This window comes from Comamonas sp. F1-6, from assembly GCF_039581415.1.
Lineage (GTDB): Bacteria > Pseudomonadota > Gammaproteobacteria > Burkholderiales > Burkholderiaceae_C > Comamonas > Comamonas thiooxydans.
This window is the reverse complement of sequence record NZ_JBCPWN010000051.1, coordinates 1-2924: the sequence shown is the minus strand read 5'-3', so window position 1 is coordinate 2924 and position 2924 is coordinate 1. Positions and strand designations below refer to the sequence as shown.

Genomic DNA, 2924 nt, shown 5'->3' with positions numbered 1-2924 from the left:
TTCGGTCTACCGCCTGCCGGGCGGGGTCGCGGCGACGGTAGGCGCTGTGCAGCCGCTGATGGTCGTGTTCATCTCTGCCGCTCTGCTAGGTAGCCCGATACGATTGATGGCGGTCCTGGGGGCTATTTGCGGAACTGCGGGCGTGGCGCTGTTGGTGTTGACACCAAACGCAGCGCTAGATCCTGTCGGCGTCGCAGCGGGCCTGGCGGGGGCGGTTTCCATGGCGTTCGGAACCGTGCTGACCCGCAAGTGGCAACCTCCCGTGCCTCTGCTCACCTTTACCGCCTGGCAACTGGCGGCCGGAGGACTTCTGCTCGTTCCAGTAGCTTTAGTGTTTGATCCGCCAATCCCGATGCCTACAGGAACCAATGTTCTCGGCCTGGCGTGGCTCGGCCTGATCGGAGCGGGTTTAACCTACTTCCTTTGGTTCCGGGGGATCTCGCGACTCGAACCTACAGTTGTTTCCTTACTGGGCTTTCTCAGCCCGGGGACCGCCGTGTTGCTAGGATGGTTGTTCTTGGATCAGACGCTGAGTGCGCTTCAAATCATCGGCGTCCTGCTCGTGATCGGGAGTATCTGGCTGGGCCAACGTTCCAACCGCACTCCTAGGGCGCGTATAGCTTGCCGGAAGTCGCCTTGACCCGCATGGCATAGGCCTATCGTTTCCACGATCAGCGATCGGCTCGTTGCCCTGCGCCGCTCCAAAGCCCGCGACGCAGCGCCGGCAGGCAGAGCAAGTAGAGGGCAGCGCCTGCAATCCATGCCCACCCGTTCCACGTTGTTATAGAAGCCGCATAGATCGCCGTGAAGAGGAGGGGTCCGACGATCGAGGTCAGGCTGGTGAGCGCCGCCAGTGAGCCTTGCAGCTGCCCCTGACGTTCCTCATCCACCTGCCTGGACAACATTGCTTGCAGCGCCGGCATTCCGATGCCACCCGAAGCAAGCAGGACCATGATCGGGAACGCCATCCATCCCCGTGTCGCGAAGGCAAGCAGGATGTAGCCTGTGCCGTCGGCAATCATTCCGAGCATGAGTGCCCGCCTTTCGCCGAGCCGGGCGGCTACAGGGGCGGTGATCATTGCCTGGGCGAGTGAATGCAGAATGCCAAATGCGGCAAGCGAAATGCCGATCGTGGTCGCGTCCCAGTGAAAGCGATCCTCGCCGAAAATGACCCAAAGCGCGGCCGGCACCTGTCCGACAAGTTGCATGATGAAGAAGACCGCCATCAGGGCGGCGACGACGGTCATGCCCCGGGCCCACCGGAACGAAGCGAGCGGGTTGAGAGCCTCCCGGCGTAACGGCCGGCGTTCGCCTTTGTGCGACTCCGGCAAAAGGAAACAGCCCGTCAGGAAATTGAGGCCGTTCAAGGCTGCCGCGGCGAAGAACGGAGCGTGGGGGGAGAAACCGCCCATCAGCCCACCGAGCACAGGTCCCGCGACCATCCCGAACCCGAAACAGGCGCTCATGAAGCCGAAGTGCCGCGCGCGCTCATCGCCATCAGTGATATCGGCAATATAAGCGCCGGCTACCGCCCCAGTCGCCCCGGTGATGCCGGCCACGATCCGCCCGATATAGAGAACCCAAAGGAAAGGCACTGTCGCCATGATGGCGTAGTCGACAGTGGCGCCGGCCAGCGAGACGAGCAAGATTGGCCGCCGCCCGAAACGATCCGACAGCGCGCCCAGCACAGGTGCGCAGGCAAATTGCACCAACGCATACAGCGCCAGCAGAATGCCATAGTGGGCGGTGACGTCGTTCGAGTGAACCAGATCGCGCAGGAGGCCCGGCAGCACCGGCATAATCAGGCCGATGCCGACAGCGTCGAGCGCGACAGTGCTCAGAATTACGATCAGGGGTCTGTTGGGTTTCACGTCTGGCCTCCGGAGCAGCCTCCGCTGGTCCGATTGAACGCGCGGATTCTTTATCACTGATAAGTTGGTGGACATATTATGTTTATCAGTGATAAAGTGTCAAGCATGACAAAGTTGCAGCCGAATACAGTGATCCGTGCCGCCCTGGACCTGTTGAACGAGGTCGGCGTAGACGGTCTGACGACACGCAAACTGGCGGAACGGTTGGGGGTTCAGCAGCCGGCGCTTTACTGGCACTTCAGGAACAAGCGGGCGCTGCTCGACGCACTGGCCGAAGCCATGCTGGCGGAGAATCATACGCATTCGGTGCCGAGAGCCGACGACGACTGGCGCTCATTTCTGATCGGGAATGCCCGCAGCTTCAGGCAGGCGCTGCTCGCCTACCGCGATGGCGCGCGCATCCATGCCGGCACGCGACCGGGCGCACCGCAGATGGAAACGGCCGACGCGCAGCTTCGCTTCCTCTGCGAGGCGGGTTTTTCGGCCGGGGACGCCGTCAATGCGCTGATGACAATCAGCTACTTCACTGTTGGGGCCGTGCTTGAGGAGCAGGCCGGCGACAGCGATGCCGGCGAGCGCGGCGGCACCGTTGAACAGGCTCCGCTCTCGCCGCTGTTGCGGGCCGCGATAGACGCCTTCGACGAAGCCGGTCCGGACGCAGCGTTCGAGCAGGGACTCGCGGTGATTGTCGATGGATTGGCGAAAAGGAGGCTCGTTGTCAGGAACGTTGAAGGACCGAGAAAGGGTGACGATTGATCAGGACCGCTGCCGGAGCGCAACCCACTCACTACAGCAGAGCCATGTAGACAACATCCCCTCCCCCTTTCCACCGCGTCAGACGCCCGTAGCAGCCCGCTACGGGCTTTTTCATGCCCTGCCCTAGCGTCCAAGCCTCACGGCCGCGCTCGGCCTCTCTGGCGGCCTTCTGGCGCTCCTGCTGCGGCGTCCGCTCGTGGGCCGTGGCGCGGGTCCGCGCGCCGGCCTCGTGCGCCTGGCGCTCGCGGGCGAGGTCCAGGGCGGCCGTCTTCACGTTCTGCCTTGCGCAGATGAGAT

At 63.2% G+C, this 2924-nt stretch carries 4 protein-coding genes; 2 read left to right on the top strand and 2 right to left on the bottom strand.

Annotation, left to right across the window (positions count from 1 at the left end):
- On the top strand, positions 1–640 hold a 640-nt coding region (locus tag AAIL66_RS24145), incomplete at its 5' end, for an EamA family transporter (protein ID WP_061349411.1).
- Between the two features lie 31 nt (positions 641–671).
- Here the strand turns inward: AAIL66_RS24145 and tet(A) are convergent.
- Positions 672–1871: a tetracycline efflux MFS transporter Tet(A) gene (gene tet(A), locus AAIL66_RS24140; RefSeq protein ID WP_012579085.1), complete on the bottom strand. Its 1200-nt coding sequence runs from the start codon at positions 1869–1871 to the stop codon at positions 672–674.
- 105 nt (positions 1872–1976) lie between these two features.
- On the opposite strand from tet(A), the gene tetR(A) reads away from it, so the two are divergent.
- Entirely contained in the window at positions 1977–2627 is a 651-nt protein-coding gene (gene tetR(A) / locus AAIL66_RS24135) for a tetracycline resistance transcriptional repressor TetR(A) (protein WP_000164043.1), read from the top strand.
- A gap of 31 nt (positions 2628–2658) precedes the next feature.
- Here tetR(A) and AAIL66_RS24130 read toward each other — a convergent pair whose 3' ends face one another.
- A complete protein-coding gene (locus tag AAIL66_RS24130) occupies positions 2659–2901 on the bottom strand; it encodes a transposase (protein ID WP_000844627.1) in 243 nt (80 codons plus the stop codon).
- Between the last annotated feature and the right edge of the window lie 23 nt (positions 2902–2924).